The organism is Bosea sp. (in: a-proteobacteria) (assembly GCA_023910605.1).
GTDB lineage: Bacteria > Pseudomonadota > Alphaproteobacteria > Rhizobiales > Beijerinckiaceae > Allobosea.
On sequence record JAAVVV010000001.1, the window covers coordinates 833,448 to 847,447 of the forward strand.

The 14,000-nt window shown below is 67.7% G+C and carries 15 protein-coding genes and 1 tRNA gene; 9 read left to right on the top strand and 7 right to left on the bottom strand.

The genetic code is table 11. The features are described from left to right. Positions 1 to 46 precede the first annotated feature (46 nt). Positions 47 to 1,639: a globin-coupled sensor protein gene (locus HEQ16_04115; protein ID MCO4053241.1), complete on the bottom strand. Its 1,593-nt coding sequence runs from the start codon at positions 1,637 to 1,639 to the stop codon at positions 47 to 49. Between the two features lie 261 nt (positions 1,640 to 1,900). On the opposite strand from HEQ16_04115, the gene HEQ16_04120 reads away from it, so the two are divergent. The 8 genes from HEQ16_04120 (at position 1,901) to HEQ16_04155 (ending at position 9,174) form a co-directional block, all read left to right on the top strand. Beyond that, entirely contained in the window at positions 1,901 to 2,662 is a 762-nt protein-coding gene (locus tag HEQ16_04120) for an SDR family oxidoreductase (GenBank protein ID MCO4053242.1), read from the top strand. Continuing rightward, a complete protein-coding gene (locus HEQ16_04125) occupies positions 2,662 to 3,174 on the top strand; it encodes a MarR family transcriptional regulator (GenBank protein MCO4053243.1) in 513 nt (170 codons plus the stop codon). The genes HEQ16_04120 and HEQ16_04125 overlap by 1 nt, the downstream gene beginning before the upstream one ends. Next, the gene (locus HEQ16_04130; GenBank protein MCO4053244.1) at positions 3,171 to 4,007 is read left to right on the top strand and encodes an enoyl-CoA hydratase family protein; all 837 of its coding nucleotides are present in this window, start codon (positions 3,171 to 3,173) and stop codon (positions 4,005 to 4,007) included. Before HEQ16_04125 ends, HEQ16_04130 begins: the two co-directional genes overlap by 4 nt. 5 nt (positions 4,008 to 4,012) lie before the next feature. Beyond that, positions 4,013 to 5,200, top strand: coding sequence for an acyl-CoA dehydrogenase (locus HEQ16_04135; protein MCO4053245.1), 1,188 nt, complete (start codon positions 4,013 to 4,015; stop codon positions 5,198 to 5,200). A gap of 19 nt (positions 5,201 to 5,219) precedes the next feature. Beyond that, on the top strand, positions 5,220 to 6,857 hold the full coding sequence (locus tag HEQ16_04140; GenBank protein MCO4053246.1) for an AMP-binding protein: 1,638 nt from the start codon (positions 5,220 to 5,222) through the stop codon (positions 6,855 to 6,857). Next, on the top strand, positions 6,857 to 7,300 hold the full coding sequence (locus HEQ16_04145) for a RidA family protein (protein MCO4053247.1): 444 nt from the start codon (positions 6,857 to 6,859) through the stop codon (positions 7,298 to 7,300). The genes HEQ16_04140 and HEQ16_04145 overlap by 1 nt, the downstream gene beginning before the upstream one ends. 93 nt (positions 7,301 to 7,393) lie before the next feature. Further along, positions 7,394 to 8,191 carry a hypothetical protein gene (locus HEQ16_04150; GenBank protein ID MCO4053248.1) on the top strand — a complete coding sequence of 266 codons (798 nt, stop codon included), beginning with the start codon at positions 7,394 to 7,396 and terminating at the stop codon, positions 8,189 to 8,191. A gap of 80 nt (positions 8,192 to 8,271) precedes the next feature. After that, positions 8,272 to 9,174, top strand: a complete 903-nt coding sequence (locus tag HEQ16_04155; protein MCO4053249.1) for an SMP-30/gluconolactonase/LRE family protein — start codon at positions 8,272 to 8,274, stop codon at positions 9,172 to 9,174. Here HEQ16_04155 and HEQ16_04160 read toward each other — a convergent pair. From HEQ16_04160 to HEQ16_04175, 4 genes are read right to left on the bottom strand one after another with little or no spacing between them, the layout of a single operon-like run. Continuing rightward, positions 9,155 to 10,000, bottom strand: coding sequence for a metal ABC transporter permease (locus tag HEQ16_04160; protein ID MCO4053250.1), 846 nt, complete (start codon positions 9,998 to 10,000; stop codon positions 9,155 to 9,157). The two genes, HEQ16_04155 and HEQ16_04160, sit on opposite strands and share 20 nt — an antisense overlap. Then, the gene (locus tag HEQ16_04165) at positions 9,997 to 10,866 is read right to left on the bottom strand and encodes a metal ABC transporter permease (GenBank protein MCO4053251.1); all 870 of its coding nucleotides are present in this window, start codon (positions 10,864 to 10,866) and stop codon (positions 9,997 to 9,999) included. The genes HEQ16_04160 and HEQ16_04165 overlap by 4 nt, the downstream gene beginning before the upstream one ends. Beyond that, positions 10,863 to 11,759 (bottom strand): manganese/iron ABC transporter ATP-binding protein, encoded by an 897-nt coding sequence (locus tag HEQ16_04170; GenBank protein ID MCO4053252.1) that lies wholly within the window; start codon positions 11,757 to 11,759, stop codon positions 10,863 to 10,865. The genes HEQ16_04165 and HEQ16_04170 overlap by 4 nt, the downstream gene beginning before the upstream one ends. Before the next feature lie 8 nt (positions 11,760 to 11,767). Further along, positions 11,768 to 12,706 carry a metal ABC transporter substrate-binding protein gene (locus HEQ16_04175; protein ID MCO4053253.1) on the bottom strand — a complete coding sequence of 313 codons (939 nt, stop codon included), beginning with the start codon at positions 12,704 to 12,706 and terminating at the stop codon, positions 11,768 to 11,770. A gap of 211 nt (positions 12,707 to 12,917) precedes the next feature. Here HEQ16_04175 and HEQ16_04180 point away from each other — a divergent pair, with 211 nt between their 5' ends. Continuing rightward, positions 12,918 to 13,343 (top strand): transcriptional repressor, encoded by a 426-nt coding sequence (locus HEQ16_04180; GenBank protein ID MCO4053254.1) that lies wholly within the window; start codon positions 12,918 to 12,920, stop codon positions 13,341 to 13,343. A gap of 11 nt (positions 13,344 to 13,354) precedes the next feature. On the opposite strand, the gene HEQ16_04185 is transcribed toward HEQ16_04180, so the two are convergent. Together HEQ16_04185 and HEQ16_04190 are read right to left on the bottom strand one after the other, a co-directional pair. Beyond that, positions 13,355 to 13,837 (bottom strand): YaiI/YqxD family protein, encoded by a 483-nt coding sequence (locus tag HEQ16_04185; GenBank protein MCO4053255.1) that lies wholly within the window; start codon positions 13,835 to 13,837, stop codon positions 13,355 to 13,357. A gap of 75 nt (positions 13,838 to 13,912) precedes the next feature. Continuing rightward, positions 13,913 to 13,987 (bottom strand) — tRNA-Gly (locus HEQ16_04190). Between the last annotated feature and the right edge of the window lie 13 nt (positions 13,988 to 14,000).

A 14,000-nucleotide genomic window follows, 5' to 3' on the forward strand; every position in this document is an offset into this window, starting at 1 on the left:
TTTGCTGGCCCGAGCGCGGGAGTTGCTCGTGCAGCCGATGGCGCCGTCAGAAGCTGGTCCAGCCGCCGCCGGCCACCTTGCGCTGCGGCATGGCCTCGGCGGCGCGCGGCGCAGGCCGTTCCGGAGCCGGCACAGGAGCACGCGCCTGGCTTTCTGCGTTTGCTCCGTCGTGACGGGTGCGAAAGCCGGACACCAGTTCGTTGAGACGGTGGATCTGTCCGCTCAACGCTGCGGCCGAGGCCGCGCTCTCTTCCGCCAGCGCCGCATTCTGCTGGGTGATCTGGTCCATGTGGCTTACGGTCTGGCTCATCTCGTCGATGCCGTGGGATTGCTCCCCGGCCGCAGTTGAGATTTCGCTCACGGTGTTGGAGACCTTCTCCGACGCCACCACGATCTCGCGCAGCGTGCCGCCGGCAAGCTGCACCAGCTTCACCCCTTCGGCGACCTGCACATCGGATGTGGCGATGACGCCGGCAATGTCCTTCGCCGCCTCGGCCGAACGCTGGGCCAGCGCGCGGACTTCCGCCGCGACAACCGCAAAGCCCCGGCCCGCATCCCCGGCGCGCGCGGCCTCCACCGCCGCATTGAGGGCGAGCAGGTTGGTCTGGAAGGCGATGCCGTCGATCACTGTGGTGATCTCCGAGATCTTCTTGGAGGCTTCCTCGATGCGGCTCATCGCCTCCACCGTGTCGCGGATGATCTTGCCGCCCGTCTGCGCCACGCTCGCGGCCTGGCCGGCAAGGCTGACGGACTGATGCGAGGCGTCGGCCGATATCTTGACGGATGCGGCCAGTTCCTCGGTGGTGGCGGCGGTCTGCTCCAGCGCCGCCGCCTGCTGCTCGGTGCGCGTCGACAGATTGCGCGCGCCGCTGTTGATCTCTTCCGAAGAGGCCTGGATCATCATCGAGGTGGCCTTGATGGTTCCCAGCATGCCTTCGAGCCGGTCCATGGCGCCGTTGAAGTGGTCGCGCAGGAGCGCATACTCGGCCGGCATGTCGTCGCCCATGCGGTGGGTGAGGTTGCCCTCGGCGAGGGCCGCCAGCCCGGCGCTGACGTTGGCGATGGCGGTCTCGCGTTCATGTATCTTTGCCGCTTCCATTTCCCTGGCCTCGGCCTCGACCTTCAGCCGTGCTGCCTCCGACGCCTCCAGATACACAGAAATGGCGTAGTCCATGTCGAGCAGCGCCGCCTTGACCATGGCCGAAATCTCGGCTGCGCGGTCATCAGCTCCCGGCATGGTGCCGCCAAAGCGGGCCCTGGGCCACTGGGCCTTGATCACGTCGCTGATCAACTTTTCCAGTATCAGCGCGTAGCCGCCGATGTACCAGCGCGGCTCAAGCCCGATCCGGGCATGGACCTGGCCCACTGTGGTGACCGCCGAGACGTAGTTCGCGTCGAAGACGCCTTTGGCGATGCGGTCCCAATGGGAGTTCTGGCGCGCCTTGGCGCCGTCGACATGGCGGTCGCTCTTGAAGAAGTGGCTCGTCTCGGTGAACGTCTTGAGCTGGGTGTAGAAGGCGTCGAGCGCTCCTGGAAGCGCGTCGCTGATCAGCTTTTCGATGCCCTGGATCCGTTTTCGGCCGGCGGCGTCCAGCTTCATGAAGTCAAGGCGTCTTTCCAGGCTCTCGGTGTTCGACATGGCACGCATCCAAGGCTCCGAGGGAGCAGGTGGAGCCGAGGCCACTGTCAGCGACGAAAGTTAACATTATTGGTTGTATTCAGCTAACATTCGCATTTTAGGACACCCTCAGGAAGGCCGTGACGCGGCGGCGTCGCCACGACGTGCAGCCCTTGGCAGTCGGCGCGATTTATTTTAAGCCTAAAACACTTCTGCGAAGCGCCGGTATGGCGTCGTGGTCGACCCTAGGTTTTCACGAGGTTCTCAGCCAAGGTCCACGCCATGCCTGCGCGTCCCCTGTCAGATCATCATGCTTTGGTCACGGGCGCGAGCCGGGGTATCGGCGCCGCGGTCGCACGCGATCTGCTGGCGCAGGGCGCGAAGGTCACCCTGCTGGCGCGGCGCTGGAATCAGGCCGGCCCGGTCGGCGCGCGGCGGGTGCAGCTCGCCGCCGACGTCACGGACGAGGCGGCCCTTGTCCGGGCCCATGAGGCGGCCGTGGCAGCGCATGGGGCGGTGACCTTGCTGGTCAACAATGCGGGCGGCGTCGAGACGGCCGCCATCAGCCGCACCGATGCGGCGCTGGTGCGCCGGCTGCTGGCGCTGAACCTCGAAAGCGTCTTCACGCTGACCCGCCTCGTGCTGCCTGCCATGATCGAGGCCGGCCGGGGGCGGATTGTCAACATCGCCAGCACGGCGGGGCTGAAGGGCTATGCCTATGTCAGCGCCTATGCCGCCGCCAAGCATGGCGTCATCGGGCTGACGCGCTCGCTCGCCCAGGAGCTCGCCCGGACCGGCGTGACCGTGAACGCCATCTGTCCGGGCTACACCGAGACCGACCTCGTCCGTCAATCCCTCGAGCGCATCATGGACAAGACAGGCCGCAGCGAGGACGAGATCAGGGCCGAACTGGTCAAGGCCAACCCGCAAGGACGCATGGTCACGCCCGAGGAAGTGGCCGCAGCGGTGATCTATCTGGCCGGCAGCGCGGCGCGCGGCGTCAACGGCGTGGCGCTGAGCCTGTCGGGCGGGGAAACGGGTTGATGGCTGCGCCCGATTCACCTGTCGATGCCGAGACCGTGGCCGAGGAGCGCCCGCGCGACCACAAGGCCGAACTCAGGCTCTGGCTGCGCCTGCTCACCTGTACGACGCTGGTGGAGGATGCGGTCCGCTCGCGCCTGCGAGCCCGCTTTGACGTCACATTGCCGCGCTTCGACCTGATGGCGCAGCTTCACAAGGCGCCCGACGGCATGACGATGAGCCAGCTCTCGACCCGCATGATGGTGTCGAACGGCAACCTCACCGCCCTTGTCGAGCGGCTGGCCGAGGCGGGGCAGATCGAGCGGCGCATTTCCGAGGCCGACAGGAGGGTCGTGAACGTGGCGCTGACGCCAGTCGGCGAGGCGGCCTTCGCGGCTATGGCGAGCGAGCACGAAGGCTGGATCGCCGACTTCTTCGCCGGGCTCGAAGCTGGGGAGATCGAACAGATGATGCAGTTGCTTGGAAAGCTGAAAGCCTCCAGCCGTTCCGCCATGAACCGGGAGACAGGCCGATGAATGACCGGACAGCGCCCGGACCAGGCCCGGCGCCGCTGCGCGCGGCGCGCCATTTCAACCTGGCTGTCGAGGGGCCGGTGGCTACCGTCACGCTCGACCGGCCCGACCGGAAGAACCCGCTCACCTTCGAGAGCTATGCCGAACTGCTCGGCTTCTTCCGGCAGCTGCAATATGATGATGCGGTCAAGGCCGTGGTGGTCACGGGTGCCGGCGGCAATTTCTGCTCGGGCGGCGATGTCTTCGAGATCATCGAGCCGCTGCTGTCGAAGGATGCCAAGGGCCTGCTGCGCTTCACCGAAATGACGGGCGATCTCGTCAAGGCCATGCGCGCCTGCCCCCAGCCTGTCATAGCGGCCATAGACGGGGTCTGCGTGGGCGCTGGCGCCATCATCGCCATGGCCTCCGACATCCGGCTGGGGACGGCGGGCGCCAGGGTCGCCTTCCTGTTCAACAAGGTCGGACTTGCAGGCTGCGACATGGGCGCATGCGCCATGCTGCCCCGGATCATCGGCTATGGCCGGGCCTCGGAGCTGCTCTTCACCGGGAGGGTGATGAAGGGCGAGGAGGCCGAGCGCTGGGGCTTCTTCACGCGCCTGTGCGCTCCCGGGGCGGTGCTGCCCGAGGCGCTCTCTCTGGCGGCGGAGCTGGCCGCCGGCCCCACCTTCGCCAATGACATCACCAAGAAGATGCTGGCGATGGAGTGGGCCATGAGCATCGAGGAGGCCATCAAGGCCGAGGCGGTGGCCCAGGCGCTGTGCATGACCACCGGCGATTTCCGCCGCGCCTTCGAGGCTTTCGCCCAGAAGCGCAAGCCTGTCTTCGCAGGGGATTGAGCCTGATGAGCGATGTCAGCTTCCTGTCCTGGCCCTTCCTCGATGATCGGCACCGCGCGCTGCGCCAGCGCATCGAGGTCTGGGCCGGCGCCCATGGCGAAGCGCTGGTCGACCATCATGACGTGGACGGCTCCTGCCGCCGGCTCGTGACGGCCCTCGGCGCCGAGGGCTTGCTGGATCATGTCGTGCCGGCGGCGCAGGGCGGTGCCTCGGAAAATCTTGACGTCCGGTCGCTGTGCATTGCGCGCGAGACGTTGGCCTGGCATTCCGGCCTCGCCGATTTCGCCTTCGCCATGCAGGGCCTCGGCGCCGGCCCGATTTCGCTGTTCGGGTCGCCCGCTCTGAAGGAGCGCTACCTGCCGCCCGTGCGCGAGGGCCGCTCCATCGCCGCCTTCGCGCTGTCGGAGGCCGATGCCGGCTCCGATGTGGCGGCCATGAGCACCCGGGCGAGGGCTGACGGCCCCGGCCATGTGCGGCTCGACGGCGCCAAGACCTGGATCTCCAATGGCGGCATCGCCGATCATTATGTCGTGTTCGCTCGCGAGGATGACGGCCCTGGCACGAAGGGCATCAGCGCCTTCGTGGTCGATGCCGATGCGCCCGGCCTCGGCATCGCCGGCCGGATCGACGTGACCGCGCCCCACCCCTTGGCGAGCCTGTCGTTCGAGGGCTGCCGCGTTCCTGTCTCGAATCGCATCGGCCAGCCCGGCGAGGGTTTCCGGATCGCGATGGCGACGCTCGACGTATTCCGCTCCACCGTCGGCGCGGCGGCGCTGGGGCTGGCGCGGCGCGCGCTCGACGAGGCGCTGGGCCGCGCGGCCAGCCGGCCCATGTTCGGCGGTGTGCTCGGCGATCTCCAGCTCACCCAGGCGGCTCTGGCCGACAGCGCCACCGAGATCGATGCGGCGGCGCTTCTGATCTACCGCGCCGGATGGGCGAAGGATCAGGGCGCCGCCCGGATCACGCGCGAGGCGGCCATGGCCAAGATGTTCGCCACCGAGATGGCCCAGCGCGTCATCGACCGTGCCATCCAGATATTCGGCGGGGAGGGCGTGCGGCTCGGCTCCAAGGTCGAGGAGCTTTACCGCGAGGTCCGTGCGCTCAGGATCTACGAGGGCGCCACCGAGGTTCAGAAGGTCATCATCGCGCGGGCCTTGCTCGGCGGCCATGCCGCCCTGCGCGCAGCACAGTAAAGGGGGGGGGGAGTACGCGATGGCAGCCAGCGCCCACACGGACAGCTTCACCGCCGACCACCTTCCGCCGCGGAGCCAATGGCCGGAGCTGCGCTTCACGCTGCCCGAACTGCAATATCCTGAGCGGCTGAACGCGGTGGCCGAGTTGCTGGACCGCCATGTGCCGCAGAGGGGCGACGCCCCCTGCCTGATCGGGGGCGATGGCGCGATCTGGACCTATGCCGACACCGCCGCGAAGGTGAACCGGATCGCCAATGTCCTGACGCGCGGGCTTGGGCTTATGCCCGGCGCGCGGGTGCTGCTGCGCGCGCCCAACTCGCCGCTGCTCGCCGCCGTCTATCTCGCCGTGCTCAAGGCTGGCGGCGTGGTGGTGGCCACCATGCCGATGCTGCGCGCGCGGGAGCTTGCCTTCATCATCGGCAAGGCGCGGATCGGCCTCGCCTTCTGCGCGCCTGCGCTGATGGAGGACCTTCGCAAGGCAGCCGAACTCGAGCCGGGGCTCGGCCGGATCGTGGACATGGGGGCTGAGCTGTCGGCCCTGATGGCGGCCGAGGCGGAGAGCTTCGCCCCTTGCGACACGGCCGCCGAGGATGTCTGCCTCATCGGCTTCACCTCTGGCACAACCGGCGAGCCCAAGGCGACGATGCACATGCAGCGCGACCTGCTTGCGGTCTGCGACAGCTATGGACATCATGTGCTGAAGGCGCAAGCGGATGACCGTTTCGTCGGCTCGCCGCCTCTTGCCTTCACCTTTGGCCTCGGCGGGCTGGTGCTGTTCCCGCTGCGGGTCGGCGCGGCCACGATCTTGCTCGAACGGGCCTCGCCGGATGATCTGCTCGCGGCGATGGAGACGCTGAAGCCCACCGTCTGCTTCACCGCGCCCACGGCCTACCGCTCCATTCTGGCGAAGATGCAGCCAGCGCAGGCCCGCTCGTTGCGCATCTGCGTCTCGGCAGGGGAAGCCCTGCCGCGCGCCACCTTTGATGCGTGGCAGGCCGCCACGGGCATCACCATCCAGGATGGCATCGGCGCGACCGAAATGCTGCACATCTTCATTTCCGCGCCGGTCGATGCGGTGCGTCCCGGCGCGACAGGCAAGGCCGTGCCGGGCTATGAGGCGCGCGTCATCGATGATGAGGGCCGCGAATTGCCGCCCGGCTCGATCGGCCGGCTGGCCGTGCGCGGGCCCACGGGCTGCCGCTACATGGCCGATGCGCGGCAGGCGGTCTACGTGCGCAATGGCTGGAACATCACGGGAGACACCTACCGCATGGATGAGGATGGCTATTTCTGGTATCAGGCGCGCTCCGACGACATGATCATTTCGGCCGGCTACAACATAGCCGGGCCAGAGGTCGAGGCCTCCCTGCTGAGCCATCCTGCGGTGGCAGAATGCGGCGTGGTCGGCGTGCCCGACGAGGAGCGCGGCATGATCGTGAAGGCCTATGTGGTGCTGCGCGCGGGCGAGATGGGCGACGACGCCATGGCGCGCCGCCTGCAGGATCACGTGAAGGCCGACATCGCGCCCTACAAGTATCCGCGCGCGATCGCCTTCGTGCCCTCGCTGCCGCGCACCGAAACGGGCAAGCTCCAGCGCTTCGCGCTGCGCCGCATCGCGACCGGGGACGCCTCGACCCATGCCCGGAGGGCTTCGTGATGAACAGCGCCATCGAAGCCCTGCGCCGCGCCGCCGAGGACGGACAGGCCGCGCCTCTCGCCATTCTCCAGCCCGCGGGCTGGCCAAAGCCCAGGGGCTATGCCAACGGCATCCTGGCCGAGGGGCGGATGGTCTTCGTCGGCGGCCAGATCGGATGGGACGAGGCTGGGCAATTCCCCGAAGGCCTCGCCGCCCAGGTCCGCAAGACGCTGGAAAACACCCTCGCCGTCCTCGCTGAGGCCGGGGCGGGACCCGGGCATGTCGCCCGGATGACGTGGTATGTCTGCTCCATCGAGGATTATCTCGCCCAGCTGCCGGCCATTGGCGCCGCCTATCGCGAGACGATGGGGCGGCACTATCCTGCCATGGCGCTGGTGCAGGTGGTGCGGCTGGTCGAAGGCAAGGCCCTGGTCGAGATCGAGACGACCGCCGTCATCCGCTGAAAAAAATGCGCCGCGTCCATCGCAATGCCCGCGCCAGCCCTTGCCGCCGCGGCGGGTTGGACCCAAAGTCGCCCGATGGGGATGTGGCGTGGCGTGGCGCGGCTTTGGCCGCGTGTGGGCATGGGCAGGCGGGTCGGGTTCGCCGCCCTGGCCTTCGCCTGCGCCTGCGCCTTCGCCTGCGCGCCGGCTGGCGCCGGCTTTCTCCAGCCGGAGGGCAGCACGCAGCTCATCTCGACCACCAGCGTCAGCAGCTTCTCGCAGGATTTCCAGACCGGTCCGCGCCTGCGCCGCAGCATGGTCTTCTCCAAAAACAACCTCGACACGCATTATGCCAGCGGCCTGACCCGTGACATCACCCTCATCGGCCAGTTCAATTCCGATCAGGCAACGGTGCAACTCGTCAATCAGACGCTTGCTCTCTCGAGCTGGTCCGCCATCGCGGGGCTGCGGGTGCGCCTGCACGAGCAGGGCGACACCATTGTCTCCGCCCAGGTGCTGGCGGGGCCGGGGCGGGCTCTGGAGCGAAGCGGCCTGGTCGCCGATGCAAGGCTCCTCGTCGGCCATAATCTCCGGCTCTGGTCCGTGCCCGCCTTCGCCGATGTCCAGCTTGGCTACCGGCTGGGCAGGCCGGGCGAGCGGCAGGAGTTGCGCCTCGACGCCAGCTTGGGCTTCGATCCCCATCCGCGCTGGCAGGTGATGAGCCAGGTCTTCATCGCGTATGGCATGCCGAACGGCTTCTTGCCGGCTTCCCTGAGGGTCAAGACCAACCTCAGCCTGCTCTGGCGCTTTTCGGAGCAATGGGCCGTGCAGCTTGGCGGCTTCTCGACGGTCTATGGCCGGCAGGCTCCTGCCGAAACCGGCTTCAGCCTGGGCATCTGGCGCCAGTTCTGAGCCGGGAGGCGCACCGATCTTGCGCGCAAGGGCATTTCAGTCGTTAGATGAGGCCCGTCGCAAACCCTTGCAGGTGTTCCTTGTCCGAGTTCATCGTCCACGATCCGCGCTTCCGTCCCCTCATGATAGGTCACGCCCGGCTTGAAAAGCTTTACACGGGCTGCCGCTGGGCCGAAGGTGCAGCCTATTTCCCGGCAGGACGCTATCTGCTGTGGTCCGACATCCCCAATGACCGCGTGATGCGCTTTGACGAGACCGACGGCTCGGTGTCGGTGTTCTTGAGCCCTTGCAACAACCACAACGGCCACACCCGCGACTTGCAGGGGCGGCTCGTCTCCTGCGAGCATCGTGGCCGCTGCGTCTCGCGCATCGAGCATGACGGCTCGCGCACCGTGCTGGCCGACCGCTTCGAGGGCAAGCGCCTGAACTCGCCCAATGATGTCGTGGTCAGGTCCGATGGCTCGATCTGGTTCACCGATCCGACCTATGGCATCGACAGCGATTATGAGGGCGACGCCGCTCAGAGCGAGATCGGCGCGTCCAATGTCTACCGGATCGATCCGGCCACCGGCGCGGTCAGCCTCGTGGTGGCGGACCGGGTCCGGCCCAACGGGCTCGCCTTCTCGCCCGACGAGCGCGTTCTGTATGTCGCGGACACCGGGCGCTCGCATGTGCCGGGCCTGCCCGCCACGATCACCGCCTATGATGTCGCGCCCGATGGCCTTTCGGTATCCGCTCCGCGCACCTTCGCCACCTGCCCTGATGGCCTCTTCGACGGCTTCCGCTGCGATGACCATGGCCATGTCTGGACCTCGGCCGGCACGTCGGTCTTCGTCTACGCGCCGGATGGCGCCCATCTGGGCACGATTCCGGTAGGAGAACTCGTGGCCAATGTCTGTTTCGGCGGGCCCAAGCGAAACCGGCTCTACATCTGCGGACAGACCTCGCTTTATGCGCTGTTCGTCAAGGTGAGCGGACGCTGAGCGCCCGCGCGCGCCACAGGTTCAGCCCCAGCGCTGCGGCAAAGAGCGCCGACTGCATCACCACGATGAGCGGCGCCGTCGCGATGTCGAGATGGAAGCTCGCCAGCGTGCCCGCGACCGAACTGCCCAGCGCCGTCGCCATGGCGACCAGCAGCACGCGGTCGAAGCGGCGCGCCATCAACAGGCCCACAGCGCCTGGCCCGATCAGCATCGCCACCACGAGGATGATGCCCACCGCCTTGAGCGACGCCACGATGGCCAGCGCAAGCAGGGCGAGCAGCCCGAAATGCAGCAGCCTGACCGGCAGCCCGATGGCGCGTGCATGCACGGGGTCGAAGCAGTAGAGCATCAGGTCGCGGCGCAGCGCGAAGGCGATGGCGAGCGTCGGCAGGGCCACGATGGCGATCTCGCCCACGTCGCGCCAGCTCACCCCCAGCACGTTGCCGAACAGGATGTGCAGCAGGTGCTGGTCCGTGTCGGCCTTGGTGAACAACACGAGCCCGGTGGCGAAGAGCCCTGAGAACACGATGCCCATCACCGCGTCTTCCTTGAGACGGCTGTTCTCCTTGAGGTAGCCGATCGACAGGGCGCAGCCGAGCCCGGACAGGAAGGCCCCGGCCGCGAGCGGCGCGCCCGCCATGCTGGCGAGCACGATGCCGGGCAGCACGGCATGGGAGATGGCGTCGCCCATCAGCGACCAGCCCTTGAGCACGAGGAAGCAAGAGAGCATGGCGCAGACCGACCCCACCAGCAGCGCCGCCACCAGCGCCCGCTGCATGAAGCTGTGGCCGAAGGGCTCGATGATGAGGGCCTGCAGCATGCTCAAGCCCCCGCCGCCGGGGGCGCCGGCGCCTGCCGCTGCGCCCTCCGGCCCGCCAGCAGGCCATGGCGCGGGGCCAGGACGAAAGCGGCGAGGAACAGGCCCGTCTGCAGCATCACGATCAGCCCCCCGGTCGAGCCATCGAGGAAATAGCTTGCATAGGCCCCGACCGCCGACGAGGCCGCGCCGATGCCGACCGCCAGGATGATCATCCGCCCGAAGCGGTCCGTCAGCAGGTACGCGGTTGCGCCCGGCGTGATCACCATTGCGATGACCAGGATCGCGCCCACGGTCTGGAGCGCCGCGACGGTGCAGGCGCTGAGCAGGGCGAAGAACAGGATCTGGAGCCTCAGGGGGCTGAGCCCGATGCTGCGGGCATAGACCTCGTCGAAGAAGACCAGCATCAGATCGCGCCATTTCACGGCGAGGATGCCCAGCGACACCGCCCCGATCACGATGACCTGGAGCACATCCTCATCCGAAATGGCCAGGATGTTGCCGAACACGATGGTCTGCACGTTCACCGAGGTCGGATTGAGCGAGATGATGACGAGGCCGATGGCGAAGAAGCTGGTGAAGACCATGCCGATCACCACATCCTCGCGCAGCCTGGCCTGCCGCCGGATCACCGCCATGCCGAAGCTGGCGATCAGCCCTGCCAGGAAGGCGCCGGCCGCATAGGGCAGCTTGACCAGATAGGCCAGCGCCACGCCGGGGACGACCGCATGGGCCAGTGCGTCGCCCATCAGCGACCAGCCCTTGAGGATGAGGAAGCAGGACAGGAAGGCGCAGGCGCCGCCGATCAGCGCGCTGACCCAGATCGCGCGGGTCATGTACTGGTAGGTGAACGGCTCGAGCGCGAGCGCGATCATGGCGCGGGCCCCTCCGCCGTGTCCTTGCCCGTGACGAGCCGCTGCATCTCCTTCTGGCCATAGAGCACGAGCGCACGCTCGTCATCGGTGATCACCGTGACGCCGCGCTCGTCGCCGTCGTCGTGCAGGTCGGCCCCGCCAAGCCTCAGATGCCGCAGCGCCCCGCCGAAGGCCTTCTCGAGATTGGCCGGCGTGAACGCCTCGGCCGTCGGGCCTGCCGCGATCACGCTGCGGTTGACCAGCACGACCTGATCGCAGAACTCGGGGATGGAGCCCAGATTATGGGTGGAGATGAGGATCACGCGGCCCTCGTCCCGCAGCGCGCGCAGCAGCGCCACGATCGCCGCCTCGGTAGCGACGTCGACGCCGGTGAAGGGCTCGTCGAGCAGGATGACCTGTCCGGCCTGCGCGAGCGCCCGGGCCAGGAAAACGCGCTTCTTCTGCCCGCCTGAAAGCTCGCCGATCTGGCGCTTTCGGAAGGGCAGGAGATCGACCCGGGCCAGCGCCTCGTCCACGGCCGCCCGGTCCGCCCGCCCCGCGATCCTGAGAAAGCCCATGTGCCCGTAGCGGCCCATCATGACCACATCCTCGACCAGCACGGGGAAGCTCCAGTCCACCTCCTCCGACTGCGGCACATAGGCGACGAGCCCGCGCCGCAGCGCTTCCGGCACGGGCAGCCCGGCGATGCGCACGGTGCCCGAGGCCGGACGCAGCAGCCCCATGATCGTCTTGAAGATCGTCGACTTGCCGGAGCCGTTGATGCCCACGAGCCCGCAGATCGTGCCGGGCGCGAGCAGGAAGGAGGCGTCGCGCATGGCCACGACGCCGTTCGGATAGCTCACCGTGATGGCGGCAACGTCCAGCACGGGGCCGCCGCCGGCCAGCGCTGGCATGTTCGCTTTCAAGCGCCGAACCCCTTGGCCATCGTCTCGACCGTGGCCTCCAGAAGCTTCAGATAGGTCGGAACCGGCCCATCCGCCGCCGACAGGGAATCAACGTGGAGCACGCCGCCATAGCGCGCGCCAGTTTCGCGCGCGACCTGCCGGATCGGCCGATCCGAAATCGTGCTCTCGCTGAACACCACCGGGATTCGGTTCTGGCGCACGAGGTCGATGAGCCGGCGCACCTGCTGCGGCGTGCCCTGCTGGTCGGCGTTGATCGGCCACAGATAGGCTTCCCGCCAGCCATATTCGCGCGTCAGGTAGCTGAAGGCGCCTTCGCTCGAAACGAGCCAGCGCGTGGCCTCGGGCACCGTGGCGAGGCGCGCGCGCAAGGGCGCGTCCATCGCCCTGATCCGATCGGCATAGGCCTTTGCATTGGCGGCATAGGTGGCGGCATTGGCAGGATCGGCCTTCGCCATGGCCTTCTCGATGTTGGCCACATAGGTCAGCGCGCTGGCGGTCGACATCCAGGCATGGGGATTGGGCTTGCCCTCATAGGGCCCGTCCTTGATGCCGATCGGCACGATGCTTTCGGTCACCACCGCGCTCTGGACAGACCGCATGCCGGCGAAGAAGCGCTCGAACCACTGTTCGAGATTCATGCCGTTCCACAGCACGAGGTCGGCCTGCTGGGCCTTCACCACATCCAGCGGGGTCGGCTGGTAATCGTGGATCTCCGCGCCGGGGCGGGTGATCGACTCGACCGTGGCGGCCTCGCCGGCGATGTTGGCGGCCATGTCCTGGATCACGGTGAAGGTGGTCACGACCCTGAGCTTGCGCGCGGGCGTCTGGGCGAGGGCGAGGGCGGGGGCGAGGGCGGGGGCGAGGGCGGGGGCTCCGATCAGGGCGGCGGCCACGCCAAGGCCCAGGCGAAGCGCCGCGCGCCGATGCGGTCGCATGGCCAGGTGTCCGAAGGCGGCATCAGGGCCGAGGTCGGGCAGTCGGTCGGACGGCATTGGGGGACGAGGCTCCGTTATGCGGCGAGTTTGCAGGGCGACGCCGTTGCGCGCTCCTTCAATAAAGTGCTCTTGCAATCCATTTGCAATAGAGGCGACTGTGCCAGCCATGTTTTCTTTTTGCACCTGCGTCGCAACAAGGCTATCTGGCCTGATGATCACGGTCGCCGAGCGTGCAGCTGCCTTCGAGGCGGAGCTGAAGGATGCGGGCCTGCGCATGACGCAGCAGCGCCGGCTGATCCTGCGCGTGCTTGCCGAAGCCACCGATCATCCCGATGCGAAGGCCATCTTCCACCGCCTCTTCGCCCATGACCCCAGCCTGTCGCTCTCCACGGTCTACCGCACGATGAAGCTTCTGGAGGAACGCGGCGCCATCGAGCGCCACGCCTTCGATGACGGCGTTTCGCGCTATGAGCACTCCGACCAGCAGCATCACGATCATCTCATCGATGTGGAGACAGGCCAGGTGATCGAATTCTCATCCGAGGAGATCGAGAAGCTGCAGGCCCGCATCGCCGCCGAACTGGGCTACGACATCGTGCGCCACCGCCTCGAGCTTTATGGCCGGAAACGTCGCTGAAAGGGCGGCGCCTAGCCTGAGAAGCCCGCGCGCTTGAGTCGCACGAGGGAAAGGTCGAGCGCCGAGAGAAAGGCCGACCGGTCCCGCGGCGAGAACGGCGGCGGCCCGCGCGTGGCCTCCCCAGCCGAGCGCAGCTGGTCCATCAGATTCCGGGTGGCGAGCGCCATGCCGATGGATTGTTCGCTGAAGGGGCGGCCATTGGGCGCGATCACGTCGGCGCCCGCCTTCACGCAGCGCGCCGCCAGCGGCACATCGGCCGTGACGACCACCGCCCCGCGCCTGGCCCGCTCGGCAATCCAGTCATCGGCGACATCCGGACCTGCCGCGACCACGACCCGTTCGATGTCCGGCTCGCGCGGCACGTTGATGAAGCTGTTGGCGACCACGAAGGTCTTCACGCCATGGCGCTGCGCGACCTTGTAGATCTCGGCCTTGACGGGGCAGGCATCGGCATCGACCAGGATCTCGATGGGGGCAAGGGCCGCGCTGTCCATGACGCCTCGCCTCGGATGACGGGAGATCCTGCCGCAAGTGCAGGTTGCAAGGGTCTGGAGCCAGATGCGAGGATCTGGAGCGGGCGATGGGAATCGAACCCACGACATTCAGCTTGGGAAGCTGACGTTCTACCTCTGAACTACACCCGCGCGAGGTCGATAT

What these genes read in the sequence shown, in the direction of transcription:
- HEQ16_04115 (MCO4053241.1), bottom strand. Translation starts at nt 1,639, where the DNA reads ATGTCGAACACCGAGAGCCTGGAAAGACGCCTTGACTTCATGAAGCTG.
- HEQ16_04120 (MCO4053242.1), top strand. Translation starts at nt 1,901, where the DNA reads ATGCCTGCGCGTCCCCTGTCAGATCATCATGCTTTGGTCACGGGCGCG.
- HEQ16_04125 (MCO4053243.1), top strand. Translation starts at nt 2,662, where the DNA reads ATGGCTGCGCCCGATTCACCTGTCGATGCCGAGACCGTGGCCGAGGAG.
- HEQ16_04130 (MCO4053244.1), top strand. Translation starts at nt 3,171, where the DNA reads ATGAATGACCGGACAGCGCCCGGACCAGGCCCGGCGCCGCTGCGCGCG.
- HEQ16_04135 (MCO4053245.1), top strand. Translation starts at nt 4,013, where the DNA reads ATGAGCGATGTCAGCTTCCTGTCCTGGCCCTTCCTCGATGATCGGCAC.
- HEQ16_04140 (MCO4053246.1), top strand. Translation starts at nt 5,220, where the DNA reads ATGGCAGCCAGCGCCCACACGGACAGCTTCACCGCCGACCACCTTCCG.
- HEQ16_04145 (MCO4053247.1), top strand. Translation starts at nt 6,857, where the DNA reads ATGAACAGCGCCATCGAAGCCCTGCGCCGCGCCGCCGAGGACGGACAG.
- HEQ16_04165 (MCO4053251.1), bottom strand. Translation starts at nt 10,866, where the DNA reads ATGATCGCGCTCGCGCTCGAGCCGTTCACCTACCAGTACATGACCCGC.
- HEQ16_04170 (MCO4053252.1), bottom strand. Translation starts at nt 11,759, where the DNA reads ATGCCAGCGCTGGCCGGCGGCGGCCCCGTGCTGGACGTTGCCGCCATC.
- HEQ16_04175 (MCO4053253.1), bottom strand. Translation starts at nt 12,706, where the DNA reads ATGCGACCGCATCGGCGCGCGGCGCTTCGCCTGGGCCTTGGCGTGGCC.
- HEQ16_04180 (MCO4053254.1), top strand. Translation starts at nt 12,918, where the DNA reads ATGATCACGGTCGCCGAGCGTGCAGCTGCCTTCGAGGCGGAGCTGAAG.
- HEQ16_04185 (MCO4053255.1), bottom strand. Translation starts at nt 13,837, where the DNA reads ATGGACAGCGCGGCCCTTGCCCCCATCGAGATCCTGGTCGATGCCGAT.